At 69.5% G+C, this 12,927-nt stretch carries 14 protein-coding genes; 10 read left to right on the forward strand and 4 right to left on the reverse strand.

The features are described 5' to 3' along the window. Positions 1-13: 13 nt before the first annotated feature. Positions 14-412 (forward strand): OsmC family protein, encoded by a 399-nt coding sequence (locus ABNG04_RS10050; RefSeq protein ID WP_371162288.1) that lies wholly within the window; start codon positions 14-16, stop codon positions 410-412. A 42-nt stretch (positions 413-454) separates the two neighbouring features. On the opposite strand, the gene ABNG04_RS10055 is transcribed toward ABNG04_RS10050, so the two are convergent. Together ABNG04_RS10055 and ABNG04_RS10060 are read right to left on the reverse strand one after the other, a co-directional pair. Further along, positions 455-3,043, reverse strand: coding sequence for a PAS domain S-box protein (locus ABNG04_RS10055; RefSeq protein ID WP_371162289.1), 2,589 nt, complete (start codon positions 3,041-3,043; stop codon positions 455-457). Positions 3,044-3,090: 47 nt separating this feature from the next. Beyond that, complete coding sequence (locus tag ABNG04_RS10060; RefSeq protein ID WP_371162290.1) at positions 3,091-3,756, reverse strand: O-methyltransferase; 666 nt, start codon at positions 3,754-3,756, stop codon at positions 3,091-3,093. A 129-nt stretch (positions 3,757-3,885) separates the two neighbouring features. Here ABNG04_RS10060 and ABNG04_RS10065 point away from each other — a divergent pair, with 129 nt between their 5' ends. Continuing rightward, positions 3,886-5,559, forward strand: a complete 1,674-nt coding sequence (locus ABNG04_RS10065; protein ID WP_371162291.1) for an acyl-CoA mutase large subunit family protein — start codon at positions 3,886-3,888, stop codon at positions 5,557-5,559. Positions 5,560-5,602: 43 nt separating this feature from the next. Here ABNG04_RS10065 and ABNG04_RS10070 read toward each other — a convergent pair whose 3' ends face one another. Then, a complete protein-coding gene (locus ABNG04_RS10070; RefSeq protein ID WP_371162292.1) occupies positions 5,603-6,406 on the reverse strand; it encodes a formate/nitrite transporter family protein in 804 nt (267 codons plus the stop codon). A gap of 112 nt (positions 6,407-6,518) precedes the next feature. Here ABNG04_RS10070 and mce point away from each other — a divergent pair, with 112 nt between their 5' ends. Together mce and ABNG04_RS10080 are read left to right on the forward strand one after the other, a co-directional pair. Then, positions 6,519-6,905: a methylmalonyl-CoA epimerase gene (mce, locus tag ABNG04_RS10075; protein ID WP_371162293.1), complete on the forward strand. Its 387-nt coding sequence runs from the start codon at positions 6,519-6,521 to the stop codon at positions 6,903-6,905. A 42-nt stretch (positions 6,906-6,947) separates the two neighbouring features. Further along, entirely contained in the window at positions 6,948-7,505 is a 558-nt protein-coding gene (locus ABNG04_RS10080) for an archaellin/type IV pilin N-terminal domain-containing protein (RefSeq protein ID WP_371162294.1), read from the forward strand. Between the two features lie 4 nt (positions 7,506-7,509). Here ABNG04_RS10080 and ABNG04_RS10085 read toward each other — a convergent pair whose 3' ends face one another. Further along, on the reverse strand, positions 7,510-9,672 hold the full coding sequence (locus ABNG04_RS10085; protein ID WP_371162295.1) for an alpha/beta hydrolase family protein: 2,163 nt from the start codon (positions 9,670-9,672) through the stop codon (positions 7,510-7,512). 132 nt (positions 9,673-9,804) lie between these two features. Here ABNG04_RS10085 and ABNG04_RS10090 point away from each other — a divergent pair, with 132 nt between their 5' ends. The 6 genes from ABNG04_RS10090 (at position 9,805) to ABNG04_RS10115 (ending at position 12,927) form a co-directional block, all read left to right on the forward strand. Then, positions 9,805-10,491, forward strand: coding sequence for a cyclase family protein (locus ABNG04_RS10090; protein WP_371162296.1), 687 nt, complete (start codon positions 9,805-9,807; stop codon positions 10,489-10,491). 112 nt (positions 10,492-10,603) lie between these two features. Beyond that, positions 10,604-10,885: a 50S ribosomal protein L44e gene (locus ABNG04_RS10095; protein ID WP_004595867.1), complete on the forward strand. Its 282-nt coding sequence runs from the start codon at positions 10,604-10,606 to the stop codon at positions 10,883-10,885. Positions 10,886-10,887: 2 nt separating this feature from the next. Next, positions 10,888-11,061, forward strand: a complete 174-nt coding sequence (locus tag ABNG04_RS10100; protein WP_371162297.1) for a 30S ribosomal protein S27e — start codon at positions 10,888-10,890, stop codon at positions 11,059-11,061. An 18-nt stretch (positions 11,062-11,079) separates the two neighbouring features. Beyond that, entirely contained in the window at positions 11,080-11,880 is an 801-nt protein-coding gene (locus ABNG04_RS10105) for a translation initiation factor IF-2 subunit alpha (RefSeq protein ID WP_371162298.1), read from the forward strand. Positions 11,881-11,918: 38 nt separating this feature from the next. After that, entirely contained in the window at positions 11,919-12,098 is a 180-nt protein-coding gene (locus ABNG04_RS10110; RefSeq protein WP_297888148.1) for an RNA-protein complex protein Nop10, read from the forward strand. A gap of 76 nt (positions 12,099-12,174) precedes the next feature. Continuing rightward, the gene (locus tag ABNG04_RS10115; RefSeq protein ID WP_371162299.1) at positions 12,175-12,927 is read left to right on the forward strand and encodes a proteasome assembly chaperone family protein; all 753 of its coding nucleotides are present in this window, start codon (positions 12,175-12,177) and stop codon (positions 12,925-12,927) included.

Here is a 12,927-nt window from a genome sequence, read left to right on the forward strand (position 1 = left end):
TCGAGAGACGACTATGGCAGACATCGAGACATCCACCGTTTCCGAGGCCGGATACGCCAGCACGAGTCAGGTCGGCGAGTTCGACCTCCAGATCGACGCGACCGACGAGACGGGCCCGAACCCGAACGCCACGCTCGTCGCGACGTACGCCTCCTGTTACCTGCCGGCGTTCCGGGTCGGCGGGAGCCAGCGCGGCGAGGAAGAGCTCGGGCAGATCCAGATCGACGCGAGCGCCGAGCTCGACGACGACGACGACCTCGAGTCGATCGCCTTCGACGTCCACGTCGAGGCCGAGCTCGACGACGAGACCGCAGCCGACATCGCCGAGCGCGCCGAAGGGATCTGCCACGTCCACAGCGCGCTTCGCGAGGGGCTCTACGCCGACATCAGCGTCTACACCGGCGCGTTCTGAACCGGGTCGACGCCGTCGAATTCCTTTTCGCGAGCCGAACGCTCAGTCCTGCGGCTCGACGGTCTCCGCAGGGGACTCCGGCCGACCGACGCCGGTGAACTCGAAGCGAGCGCCGCCGCGATCCCCTTCGGTCACCGCGACCTCCCAGCCGTGCGCCTCGGCGATGCGCTGGACGATGGAGAGCCCGAACCCGGTGCCAGTCTCGGAGGTCGTGTAGCCGCTCTCGAACACCTCGTCCCGGTGGTCCGCGTCGATCCCGGGCCCGTCGTCTTCGACGTAGAACCCGTCCGAGAGGTCGCCGACGACGACGCGCTCGCCGCCGTGCTCGTCGGCGTTGCGGAACAGGTTTCCGAGCAGCTGACCGACCCGCCCGGGGTCGGCGCAGATCTCGCCGTCCGCCTCGACCGCGACCGTGACGCGGGGGTCTCCCTCGGTGTCGTCGCCGCCGAAGGGGTCGTCGTCGTCGACTGACCCGAACGCGTCGTCGCTGTACCGGGCGGCCAGCTCGCCGAGGTGGACCGGCTCGAACGAGCCGACAGCCTCGCCCTGCTTGGCGAGGGCCAGCACGTCCTCGATCAACCGCTCCATCTCGTCGAGCGCGCGCTCGCACCGGTCGAAGTACGAGTCGTCCCCGGTCTCGCGGGCGAGCCGGAGGTACCCCGAGAGGACGTTCAGCGGGTTCCGGAGGTCGTGCGAGACGATGCTCGCGAACTCGTCGAGCCGTTCGTTCTCGCGTTCGATCCGGCGCTCGTACGCCTTGCGCTCCGAGACGTCCCGGCTGCTCGCGAGGAACCGGTCTTCCCCCTGAACGTCGATCCGCCTGACGTGGACCTCGGCGGGGAACGAGCTCCCGTCCGCGCGGTCGAACGTCGTCTCCAGCCGGACCGTCTCGTCCATCTCGAGGCCCTGCCAGAGCCGCTTCCCCTCGTCGGGCTCGAGTTTGGTGTCGACGTCCCAGACGTCCATCCCGACGACCTCGTCGCGGTCGTAGCCGAGCTCCTGGGTCATCGACCGGTTCACGTCGACGATCTCGCCCCCCTCGTCGTGGATGTCGATCATGTCCGGGGAGCGCTCGAACAGCGCCTCCAGCCTGGCCGAGGTCCGTTCGAGCCGACGCTGCCGGCGCCGCTCCTCGGTCACGTCCCGGGCGATACACAGCACGCCGTCGAACTCCCCGTCGATGACGAGTCGGGTGAGGTCGTAGTCGACGATCATGTCGCCGATGGGGAGTTCGAGGTCGACCGTCCCCGTCATCGAGTCGCGGTCCCCCTCGACGAGCGCCGCGAACGGGTCGCCCTCGGACGTCTCGCGGAGCCGCTCGCCGAGGCGGCTCTGTGTTCCGACGAGCCGGTCGGGGGTGGTGTCGTACACCTCGGCGAGGCGGTCGTTGACGAGCGTGAACCGCCCGTCCGCGTCGTACACGCAGACGGAGTCGGGCAGTTCGTTGACCAGCCGTCGATACCGTTCGAGGTCGCGCTCGCGCTCCTTCTCTTCGGTGACGTCGATGTGGATCCCGACCGCCCGGAGCGGGTCGCCGTCCTCGTCCCGCTCGACGACCCGGCCGCGGTCGCGGATCCACCGCCAGCCGCCGGACTTCGTTCGCATCCGGAAGTCGGACTGATAGAGGTCGGTCTCGCCGGCGAAGTGCGCCTCGATGGCCCGCCACGAGTCGTCGAGGTCGTCCGGGTGGACCAGTTCTTCCCACGTCGACAGGTCGAAGGCGAGGTCGTCGGCGTCGTAACCGATCATCCCGGCCCACCGCTCGTCGAACCGCACCTCGCCCGTCTGGACGTTCCAGTCCCAGACGCCGACGTCCGCGCCCTCGACGGCCAACTGGAGCCGCTCGGAGAGCTCGTGGAGCCGCCGCTCGCGCTGTTTCCGCTCGGTCACGTCGCGGAAGTACAGCGCCACGCCCTCGCGGGCGGGGTAGGCGTTCACGACGATGTCCGCGTCGAGGCGCTCGAGGTGTTGCTCGAAGCGGACCGGATCGCCGGTCTCGACGGCCTCCCTGAGGGTCGCCTCGCCGTCGGTGTCGACCGTCCCGGGGAACAGGTCCCAGAGCCGCTCTCCTAAGAGCTCGTCCGTGTCGAGGTCGATCATCTCCGCCGCGCGGTCGTTGAGGTACGTCACCCGCCAGTCGTCGTCGACCTCGCAGAACGCGTCGGACACCCGGTCTAAGTGCTCGGCGACCCGGCGCTCACCCCGCGTCCGCGAGGCGTTCCGGTCGATTGCGGCCGTGAGCTGCGCGTACGGGTCGTCGCCCGCCCACTTACAGACGTACTCGTCGACGCCCGCGGCGACCGCCTCGCTGGCGACCTTCTCGGACCCCGCGCCGGTGAACAGCACGAACGGAAGGTCGCCGTGCCGCTCGCGGACGGTCTCGAGCAGTTCGATCCCGTCGGTCTCGGGCATCTCGTAGTCCGAGACGACGCAGTCGAACGACTCCGCGGAGAGCCTGTCGAGCGCCGTCGCGGCGCTCTCGACCGCGCTCGCGTCGATCCGGTCGTCCCGCGACTCTAGCAGCGAGGCCGCCACCGCCGCGAAGCCCGGCTCGTCGTCGACGACGAGGACGCGAACCCCCATTCGCGGCCCTGACTCCGCCGCCCCGTCGCCTTCGATCCCTCCGTTCATCTGATCACGTGTTTTATATCCGACATGGTAACGGTTTCGCTCGGGAGTCACCGGACGACGGTCGAGACGGCGATTCCGGAGCCGACCGGGAGGATCGCCGTCTCGACGGCGTCGTCGGACCGCACGGTGCCCACGTACTCGCCGATGCCGCGCGTCTCCGCGTCGACCGCGTCGTCCGGGAGCGGTTCGCCCGCCTCGAAGTGCGCCACGAGGGTCTCGAAGTCGATCGGACCGCGGGCGATGTTGTCCGCGACGATCACGCCCCCGGACCGGACCTTCGGCAGGACGGTCCGGTAGGCGTCGGCGTACCGCCCCTTCTGGTGGTCGATAAGGACCACGTCGAATGGGCCGTCGTAGCGGGCGACCGTCTCCATCGCGTCGCCGACCTCGAAGGTGACGCTGTCGGCGTACCCGTGGTCCGCGGCGAACGCGACGCCGCGCTCGGCCTCGTCGGCGTCGAACTCGGTGCAGACGACGCGCTCCGCGCCGCCCCGGAGGAACCACGTCGCGGAGTAGCCGAAGCCGGAGCCGAACTCGAAGACACGGTCCGCCTCCGTCAGCCGCGCGAGCAGCCGGAGGACCGCGCCCGCCTCGGGCCCGATTATCGGGAACCCCCACTCGTCGGCGAGGTCGGCCATCTCCGCCTGGACAGCCGTGTGCTCCGGTGCCGTCGCGGCCAGGAACCGACGCGCGGGGTCTGTGAGCACGTCCATACGGCCGTGTTGAACGCGTGGTACTTAAATCGGGACGGCGGGCGCGACGCCGTCCCGCCGACGGCCGCGCGGGCCGCGTCCGCCCGCCCCTGAAAACTGTTAAGTCCCGTTCGGTCGACCGATTTAGTAATGTACGACCCTGACGAACTCGCCGAGATCCGGGAGGCCAAGGAGTCGTGGGAGGCGGGCACCTACGGCGAGACGGTCGACCGGTTCGGCGAGCGCGAGGAGACGTTCACCACCGACACCGGCGGGCAGGAGGTCGACCCCCTGTACACCCCCGCCGACGTCGAGGTGGACTACCGCGAGGACCTCGGCTACCCCGGCGAGGAGCCGTACACCCGCGGCGTCTACTCGACGATGCACCGCGGGCGGCTGTGGACGATGCGCCAGTACGCCGGGATGGGTACCGCGGCGGAGACGAACGAGCGGTTCCGCTACCTCATCGACGAGGGGTCGTCCGGGCTGTCGATGGCGTTCGACCTTCCGACGCAGATGGGGTACGACTCCGACGCCGCGATGGCCGAGGGAGAAGTCGGGCGGTCGGGCGTCGCCATCGACACCCTCGACGACTTCGAGACGGTGTTCGACGACATCCCGCTCGACGAGGTGTCCACGTCGATGACGATCAACGCCCCGGCCGGAGTGCTGCTCGCGATGTACGTCGCGATGGGCGACAAGCAGGGCGTCCCGCGCGAGCAGCTCCGTGGGACGATCCAGAACGACATCATGAAGGAGTACATCGCGCGGAACCTCTACATCTACCCGCCGACGGAGTCGATGCGACTCATCACGGACATCTTCGAGTTCTGCGCGGCGGAGACACCGAAGTTCAACACCATCTCCATCTCGGGGTACCACATCCGGGAGGCCGGCTCGACCGCGGCCCAGGAGATCGCCTTCACCCTGGGCGACGGCATCGAGTACGTCGAGGCCGCCCTCGACGCCGGGCTCGACGTCGACGAGTTCGCCCCGCAGCTCTCCTTCTTTTTCAACGCCCACAACAACATCTTCGAGGAGGCCGCGAAGTTCCGCGCCGCCCGCCGGATGTGGACGCAGATTATGGACGAGCGGTTCGACGCGGAGAACCCCAAGTCGAAGCAGCTGAAGTTCCACACTCAGACCGGCGGCTCGACGCTCACCGCCCAGCAGATCGAGAACAACGTCGTCCGCGTCTCCTACCAGGCGCTCGCGGCCGTCCTCGGTGGGACACAGAGCCTCCACACCAACGGGAAAGACGAGGCGCTCGCGCTGCCGACCGAAAAGTCCGTCCGGACCGCGCTCCGCACCCAGCAGATCCTCGCCCACGAGTCGGGCGCGGCCGACACGATCGACCCGCTCGCCGGCTCGTACTACGTCGAGGACCTCACGGACGGGATCGAGGAGGAGGCGTTCGAGATCATCGAGGAGGTCGACCGCCGCGGCGGCATGCTGGAAGCGGTCGAGAGCGGCTGGGTCCAGCGACAGATCCAGGACGTCGCCTTCGAGCGGCAACAGGAGATCGAGGAGGGCGAGCGGATCATCGTCGGCGTCAACGAGTTCGAGGTCGACGAGGAGCCGGAGATGGACCTCGAAGAGGTCGACCCCGACCAGGAGCAGAACCAGCGGGAGCGGCTGGAAGCAGTCAAAGCCGAGCGCGACGACGGCGCGGTCGACGAGGCGCTCGCCGGACTACGGGAGGCAGCGCAGGGGACGGAGAACGTGATGCCGCACATCGTCGACGCCGTGAAGGCGTACGCGACGGTCCAAGAGATATCCGACGTGCTCCGCGACGAGTTCGGCGAGTACAAGCCCGGGCGGTGAGCCGAGCCGAGACCGTTTCGCCCCGCCTCCCGTCCGATCTGGCTCAGTCCGCGCCGCGGACGACGTGGCCGTACTTCAACAGCGCGACGAACACCGCACCGCCGAAGGCGTTCCCGACCGTTGCCAGCGCGAGGAACGCGACGTAGTCCATCGGAGAGATCGCCGAGGAGACGATCAGCCCGAACAGCACCTCGACGTTGCCCGCGATCGAGTGCGGGAGGTGGAGGAGGCCGATCGTCCCGGTGACGATCAACACGAGGAGGATCCGCGCGGTCGTGTCCTGCGCCGCCGCGACGAGCCACGCAAGCAGCCCCATGAGCCACCCGGCGAAGACGCCGCCGACGAACAGCCACGGGAGGTCGTGGTCGACCAGCTTCAGCGCGATGGTCTCGAACGAGGTCGGGTCGACGACGCCGAGCTCCGGCATCAGCAGCGTCACGAGCAGCGTGAACAGCAGCCCGCCGACGATGTTCCCCACGTACACCAGTCCCCAGAGCCGGCCGAGCTGACGGACCGAGGCTTGCCGATCGATCACCGGGATGACCGCCAGCGTCGTGTGTTCGGTGAAGAGCTCCGAGCGCCCCAGTATCACGAACATGAAGCCGACGGAGTAGACGGACGCCAACAGGAGCTCCGTCGTCAGATCGCCGAAAGTCCCCGGAGAGAGGGTCAACACGACGGCCATCATCAGCGGCCCGAACCCGATGTCGAGCCCGGCGGACACCCCCGAGAGGAGGAGCCCGGACCGCTCGCGGTTCATCTCGTGGAGCCCGCTCTCGAGCAGCGATCCGAGGATGTTCCGCGAGGTCATCTGCTCGGTCGAGCCGTCTGTCTCTGAGTCGCTCACGGGTTGGAGATAGCGAGGGGTACAGCCGGGACGTACCCAAACCTTGGGATAGGGGCAGGGCGACCGGGAACCGCGCGGTCATTATAAGTCGACGCCGCCGGAACTGAACCGCATGCGCTTCGACCACGTCGGCGTCGCGACCCGCGACGCGACCGACTTAGCCGACCTGTTCGGCGGCCTGCTCGGCGCTCCGGTCGCCCATGAGGAGACGTTCGACGACATGCGGATCGTCTTCCTCGAACTCGACGGCGGCGGATACTTCGAGCTGCTCCAGCCGGACAGCGGGGGGACGATCGCGGAGTACCTCGACAGCGAGGGCCCGGGCACGCACCACGTCGCGCTCGCGGTCGACGACCTCCCGGCGACGCTCGATCACGCGCGGGACCTCGGCATCGACCTCGTCGACGAGGAGCCCCGGCCGGGGGCGTGGGGCCACGAGGTCGCGTTCTGCCACCCGGGGTCCACCGGCGGCGTGCTCGTTGAGTTCGTCGAGCATTGATAAACGCCGGACCTTTGTGAGTGCGTCGCCAACGACGGGACAGTGACCACTCAGTCCCGCGGCGTCTCGTCGGTGGTCTCGACTATCCTCCTCGTCGCTATCGTCGTGATCCTCTCGGCGACACTCCCGGTCTTCACGCTCGGCGTCGCGGACGACCTCCGGAACCCCGGCCCGTACGTCTCGCAGTCCAGCGGGGAGTTCGCGGTACAGGACGGCTACGACGGCGGAATCGCCCGTATCGCCCACGTCGCCGGCGACCCCGTTCTGGTCGAAGAGATGGATATCGCCATCGACGCGACGGACGCCTGCGGCGAGCGAGAGCGACTGATCGACCTCCCCGAGGGCGGGAACAGTTCAGGAAGTTTCCCCGATTCGAACGTCGCGTCCGGCTCGATCGACGAGGGCATCGTCTCCGGCGGGAACCGAGTCGATCTCGGCGTCTTGGACTCGCGGACGACGAACCGCCTCGCCGCCGGCTCGTTCCTTCAGTTCCGTCTCACTAACGAGAGCTGTTCGCTGACCGAGGGCGACCGACTCGTGGTCAGGGTCGTCCACGTCCCGTCCGGATCGGTCGCGATCCGACAGGAACTGACGGTCTGACGCCCTACTCGCCGTCGGTTCCGTCGGCGTCCTCGACCGCCGGGTCGTGCGTCTCGTACCAGCTGAGGATCTTCTCTAACCGGTGGATCGCGCGGTCCGGGTCGCCGATGTTGTGGTGTTCGTCCGGGTAGACGACCAGTTCGGCGTCGACGCCCTGCTTGCGGGCGGCGACGTACAGCTGCTCCGACTGCGAGGGCGGACACCGCCAGTCCTCGCCGCCGGCCATCACGAGCAGCGGCGTCTCGATGTTCCCGGCGTCGAGGATCGCCGTCGACGCGTCGAACGCCTCCGGGTTCTCCCACGGGAGGCCGAACTCCGCCTCTATCCAGATCTGCGTGTCGTCCGTACCGAACGCCGACCGGATGTCGTAGATGCCGTGTTCCGGCGCCGCAGCGGTGAACAGGTCCGGCTCCTGCGTGACGAGGAAGCCCTGCGCGATGCCACCGTACGAGAAGCCGTGGCCGAACACGCGGCCCGGGTCGACCCACCCGCGCTCGGCGAGCGACTCGACGCCGGCGGCGATGTCGACGACCTCGGCGGTCCCCCACTTCCCGGTCAGCTCCGCGGTGAACTCCCGGCCACGGGAGGTACCCCCGCGGTAGTTCGGCCGGAAGACGAGGTATCCCCGGCTCGTCAGGGCGGCGTGCCCGAAGCTGAACACCGGTTCGTCGTACGACATCGGACCGCCGTGGATCGCCACGACGAGCGGGTGATCGCCGTCCTCCGGGTCGATGTCGGGGTCATGGTAGAGGACGCCGTCGAGCGTCCACCCGTCGGACTCCCATTCGACGCGGCGGGCCTCCGGCATCGGGAACTCGTCGGTCAGCGACTCGTTGACGCTCGTGAGGCGTCGGAGGGAGTCGGGCTCGGCAGCCGCGTCGAGATCGGCGACTTCGACCGCGTGAACGTCGGTCCCGTCGGACGGGTGCGAGAAGACGACCGTCGCGGTCGACCCGTCATCGGCGACGTCGAACCCGGCCATCGCGCGGTCGCGGCCCTGCGCCTCGAAGATCCGCTCGACGTCGCCGTCGGGGTCGACGCGGACCAGCCGCGTGCGACTCTCGTCGGCGATTCGAGTGTAGATCGACCCGTCGACCCAATCGACCCCGCTGCCGCGGGCGATCGTCCGGTCGAGGGCCGCGGTGAGCGAGGTCGGGGCGTCGCGGTCGTCAGCGTCTCCATCCGCGGCGTCGACGAGGAAGACCTCCGACGGCGCGGGCGGGTCATCTGGGTCGCTCCCGACCGTGGCGATCGCCTCGCCGTCCGGGCGCCAGGCGGCCGCCCCGTGGGTGAGGTCGCCGTCGGTGAGCCGCTCTGCGTCGCCGCCCTCCGCCGGCACCGCGTAGAGGTCGCGGACGGTGGTGTCATCGGGGCGGTCGAGCCGGCAAGAGGTGAACGCGATCCGGTCGTCGGGCCCCCACGTCGGCTGCATCCCGGAGATGTCCTCGAACGCACCGCCGCCGTACGCGTCGTCCAGGCGGCGGGGGTCGCTCTCGGGGTCGTCGAGGTCGACGACGAACAGGTACCGCGTCACGTCGTCGGTCCAGCCCGCGCCGTTCACCTTGTGCTGGAGGCGGGTGGTTTCGATGGGGCTGCCCTCCTCGCGGACCTGGTCGAGGTACGCGGACTCCTCGTCGGTCGGGTCGCGCGACTCGATCACCAGTCGGTCGCCGTCCGGCGACCAGTCGAACCCGGCGACGCCTTCGTCGCGCTCCGTGACCTGTCGGGCGTCGCCGCCGAGCGCGAGGTCGAACACCCACACCTGCGGCTTGGGTTCACCGTCGTCGCCGAGGGGTTCCTCGCCGTCACTGTCGGTCGGTTCGTCGTCCTCCGGGCCCACGCTCGCTTCGCCCTCCGCGTCCTCCGCGTCCTCGTCGTCGCGGTCCCGCCAGCCGACCCGCTTCTCGGCGTCGCGGTCCCGGGCGGCCACGAACGCGAGGCGGTCGCCGTCAGGTCCCCACGTCGGTGCGGACGCACCCGACGCGCTCGTCAGCCGGTGCGGTTCGCGGGAGCCGTCGGTCGGCGCGACGAACAGCGAGGAGACCGCCTCGTCGGCGGCCTGGTCGTACTCGGTCGCGGCGAAGGCGACGCGGTCGCCGGTCGGGGAGACGGCGACCTCGCCGATCTGGGTCAGGTCGTAGTACGCGTCGAACGGCAGTTCCGACATGGAGCGATCCAGCAGCGGGCGCAGGAAATACGTTCGGGCCGCGGAACCGCACGGACGGCGTGCGACTCCGGGTCGCGAGCGGGACCGACGACGGACGACCGACTTAACCGCGCCGCGGTCCGATCGGCGGCCGTGTTCCGCGACCTCTCGCGCCCGATCGAGACGGGGATGCCGACCTACCCCGGCGACCCCGACGTGACGCTCGCGCCCGACGCGACCCACGAGACCGACAGCTACGGGACGAGCGAACTGCGGCTCGGCACCCACGCGGGGACCCACGTCGACGCGCCACAGCACAAGCTCCCGGACGGAGAGACGATCGACGAGCGAGGGGTCGGTCGATTCGCGTTCGACGCCCGACTCGTAGACCTCCGGCCGCTGGAGCCGCGAGAGCCGATCCCGCCCGAGGCCTTGCCCGATGTGGACGACTTCGGCGCCGATGTCGACCTCCTCGTCATCCGGACCGGCTGGGAGTCCCACTGGGGCGACGATCGGTACCACGATCACCCGTACCTCACCGCGGCGGCGGCCGAGCGCTGCCGGGCGGCCGGCGTCGGAATCGGCCTCGACACGTTCGGACCGGATCCGACGCCGAGCGCGGCAGCTGACACGGACGACACCGGTCCGACTACGGCGACCGACGACGAGCCCGCCGGCACGCCCGCTCACGACGTGCTCTTGGGCGATTCACTGCCGATCGTCGAGAACCTCTGCGGGCTCGACGGTCTCCCGTCACGATTCCGCCTGTACGCCTTCCCGCTGCGGCTTCGGGACGCCGACGGCTCGCCGGTGCGCGCGGTCGCGGAATGGAGGGAATGAGATCGCGTCGCACGGCCGCCGACGGGCCGTCGCGCGCACGCCGGCTCGCGGGCGGTCCAGACCAAACCCGTTTTAAGCGTCGGCGACGAACCGCGTTTCAAGGTCGATATCCATGGAAATGCCACGCCGCTTCAACACGTACTGTCCCCACTGTGACTCCCATCACGAGCACGAGGTGGAGAAGGTTCGATCGGGTCGGGCGACCGGAATGAAGCGCGACGCGCGGCAGCGACGCCGCGCGCTCGCGACCATCGGCAACGCCGGCGGGTACTCGAAGGTGCCCGGTGGCGACAAGCCGACCAAGAAGACCCACCTGAAGTACCGCTGCGGCGACTGCGGGAAGGCACACATGCGCGAGGGATGGCGCGCCGGCCGTCTCACGTTCCAGGAGTAATCATGGCGGGAGACTTCCACCGCGTCGCCTGCGGCGACTGCGAGAACGAACAGGTCGTCTTCGGCAACGCCTCCTCGACGGTGTCGTGCGCGGTCTGCGGCACGACGCTCGCGACCCCGACCGGGGGAGAGGCCGAGCTCCACGGCGAGATCGTCGAAACCGTTGAGGCGCGGTAACAGCCTCACCGCTCCGTCATGAAGTACAGCGGCTGGCCCGAACCCGGCGAGTTGGTGGTCGGCGACGTCGACGAGATCGCCGACTTCGGCGTGTTCGTCGATCTGGACGAGTACGAGGAGAAGCGCGGCCTCTGTCACATCAGCGAGGTCGCCTCCGGCTGGATCAAGAACGTCCGCGACCACGTCCGCGAGGGACAGACGGTCGTCGCGAAGGTGCTGGAGGTCGATACGTCGTCGAACCAGATCGACCTGTCGATCAAAGACGTCAACGAGCACCAGCGCAAGGAGACGATCCAGGACTGGAAGAACGCGCAGAAGGCCGACAACTGGATGCTCATCGCGCTCGGCGAGGACGTCGACGACGACCGCTACACCTCGGTCGCCAACGCCCTCCTCGCGGAGTACGAGAGCCTCTACGACGCCTTCGAGGCCGCCGCCATCAGCGGCGACGAGGCCCTTGAGGACGTCGACGTCGACGCCGACACCGTCGACGTGGTCGTCACGGCCGCCCGCGACAACGTCTCCGTGCCGTACGTCGACGTGACCGGCTACGTCGACCTCGAATCGGCGGCTCCCGACGGCGTCGACGACGTGCGCGACGCGCTCGCCGCCGCCGAAGGGAACGGCGAGGTCCCGGACGGCGTCGAGCTCGACGTCGGCTACGTGGGCTCGCCCGAGTACCGCATCAAGGTCCGCGCCCCGGACTACAAGACGGCGGAGTCGCAGCTGGAGTCCGCCGCAGAGCGCGCCCGCGAATCGATCGAGGCCGCCGGCGGCGCCGGCGAGTTCCACCGCGAGCGCCGCGAAGACGACGAGTAACCGCGGCCGACTCGACCGCACACGACCCCTTTTCAACCGTGAAATCAGATATCCGCGTCTGCGCGAACTGGGAGGCCGCCCACGATCGACCGGTGTACGCGCTCGGCGACCGCTGTCCCGAGTGTGACGGACCGACCGAGAACAGCGCGCCGGCCCCGTTCGGCCCGGAGGACCCGTACGGCGAGTATCGACGGCGGGCGCGGCGACGGTCGGAGTAGCCGCACGCTCGGCGGCGCGGGCGATCCGACGCGGGAATAGCCACGCTCTTGTGACCGCCGACCCGACGGACAGGGTATGGAGGACATCGAGATCGACGAGGTGGCGACGCCGGAGCTGGAGGACCCGGTGTTGATCGAGGGGCTGCCGGGCGTCGGCCACGTGGGGAAGCTCGCGGCCGAACACCTGTTAGAGGAGTTCGACAGGGAGCTGGTCCGCCGCGTGTACGCGACGGAGTTCCCGCCGCAGGTGAACGTCGACGACGAGGGGGTCGCGGCGCTCACCTGCGCCGAGTTCCACGCCGTCGAGACCGACGGGACGGACCTGCTCGTGTTGACCGGCGACCACCAGGCCGGGTCGAACGAGGGTCACTACCGACTCACGTCGACGTTCCTGGACGTCGCCGAGGAGTTCGGCGCCGAGCGGGCGTTCGCGCTCGGCGGCGTCCCCACCGGCGAACTCGTCGAGGAGTACACCGTCCTCGGCGCGGTCTCCGACGGCGACCTCACCGCCGACTTGGAGGACGCGGGCGTGGAGTTCCGCGCGGACGAGCCGGCCGGCGGCATCGTCGGCGTCTCCGGGCTGGTGCTCGGGCTCGGCGGCCGCCGCGGGTTCGACGCCGCCTGCCTCATGGGCGAGACGAGCGGCTACCTCGTCGACCCGAAGAGCGCGCGCGCCGTGCTGGAGACGCTGGAGGCCGTCCTCGGGATGTCCGTCGACTACGAGAGCTTGGAGGACCGCGCCGAGGAGATGGAGGAGGTCGTCGGCAAGATCCGCGAGATGCAGGAGGGCCCCGCCGTGCCGGACGACGACCTGCGCTACATCGGCTGA

Origin of the sequence: Halorubrum miltondacostae (assembly GCF_041379815.1) — an archaeon.
Classification (GTDB): domain Archaea; phylum Halobacteriota; class Halobacteria; order Halobacteriales; family Haloferacaceae; genus Halorubrum; species Halorubrum miltondacostae.

Coding starts and splice junctions, on each gene's coding strand:
- ABNG04_RS10095 (WP_004595867.1), top strand. CDS start 10,604: ATGGAAATGCCACGCCGCTTCAACACGTACTGTCCCCACTGTGACTCC.
- ABNG04_RS10105 (WP_371162298.1), top strand. CDS start 11,080: ATGAAGTACAGCGGCTGGCCCGAACCCGGCGAGTTGGTGGTCGGCGAC.
- ABNG04_RS10065 (WP_371162291.1), top strand. CDS start 3,886: ATGTACGACCCTGACGAACTCGCCGAGATCCGGGAGGCCAAGGAGTCG.
- ABNG04_RS10050 (WP_371162288.1), top strand. CDS start 14: ATGGCAGACATCGAGACATCCACCGTTTCCGAGGCCGGATACGCCAGC.
- ABNG04_RS10115 (WP_371162299.1), top strand. CDS start 12,175: ATGGAGGACATCGAGATCGACGAGGTGGCGACGCCGGAGCTGGAGGAC.
- ABNG04_RS10055 (WP_371162289.1), bottom strand. CDS start 3,043: ATGAACGGAGGGATCGAAGGCGACGGGGCGGCGGAGTCAGGGCCGCGA.
- ABNG04_RS10060 (WP_371162290.1), bottom strand. CDS start 3,756: ATGGACGTGCTCACAGACCCCGCGCGTCGGTTCCTGGCCGCGACGGCA.
- mce (WP_371162293.1), top strand. CDS start 6,519: ATGCGCTTCGACCACGTCGGCGTCGCGACCCGCGACGCGACCGACTTA.
- ABNG04_RS10085 (WP_371162295.1), bottom strand. CDS start 9,672: ATGTCGGAACTGCCGTTCGACGCGTACTACGACCTGACCCAGATCGGC.
- ABNG04_RS10100 (WP_371162297.1), top strand. CDS start 10,888: ATGGCGGGAGACTTCCACCGCGTCGCCTGCGGCGACTGCGAGAACGAA.